The 778-nt window shown below is 54.5% G+C and carries 1 pseudogene and 1 other annotated feature; the pseudogene reads left to right on the top strand.

Annotated elements, in window-relative coordinates:
* Window positions 1–54 precede the first annotated feature (54 nt).
* Window positions 55–778: pseudogene (locus FKW19_RS15860) on the top strand (IS3 family transposase); the annotation flags it as partial.
* Window positions 333–449: a sequence feature (AL1L pseudoknot), on the top strand. Its footprint overlaps the pseudogene before it by 117 nt.

Below are 778 nucleotides of genomic sequence, written 5' to 3'. Positions count from 1 at the left end.
TGAATTGCCCCGGGTTTTGTGGAGACAGAACGACCCGAGAGGTAAGAAGAATTCATGAGCAACAAATCGAAGCGTTTTCCGCCTGAGTTTCGTGAACGTGCAGCCCGCATGGTTCTGGAGGAAGAGAAGAACCACCCATCACGCTGGTCCGCAGTGATGATGATCGCTCCAAAGCTGGATATTCACCCTGACACGCTGTCAAAATGGACCCGTCTGCATGAGCGGGCCAATGCGCCTGCGGTGAGTGACCTGCCTGATCGAGAGAAGATCAGGCAACTGGAGCGAGAGAACCGCGAATTGCGGCAGGCCAATGAAATCCTGCGCAAGGCTTCTGCGTATTTTGCCCAGGCGGAGCTCGACCGCATCTTCAAGCCATGACACGCTTCATTGATGAGCACCGGCAGACATATGGTGTCGGGTCAATCTGCAGGGTTCTGTCGATTGCACCATCTGCCTATTATGCTTATCGGGCAAGACAGAAAAATCCTTGTATGCGTAGCCAGAAAGACAAAGAGCTGAGCGACGAAATCCGTAGAGTGTGGAATGATAATTTCTGCGTCTATGGAGCGCGTAAGGTTTGGCATCAGCTCAGACGTGAAGGTCTGGATGTTGCCCGCTGCACGGTAGAGCGGCTGATGCGCCGGATGGGACTGAAAGGCGTCATTCGTGGCAAGGGTGTCAGAACCACACGGCCCGATCCGGCGCGGCCCTGTCCACAGGATCTGGTACAGCGACAGTTTTATGCACCAGCCCCCAACAGACTGTGGGTTTCGGATTT

Source organism: Acetobacter sp. DmW_125128, from assembly GCF_008704325.1.
GTDB lineage: Bacteria > Pseudomonadota > Alphaproteobacteria > Acetobacterales > Acetobacteraceae > Acetobacter > Acetobacter oryzifermentans.
This window is presented reverse-complemented; position numbering and strand designations above follow the sequence as displayed.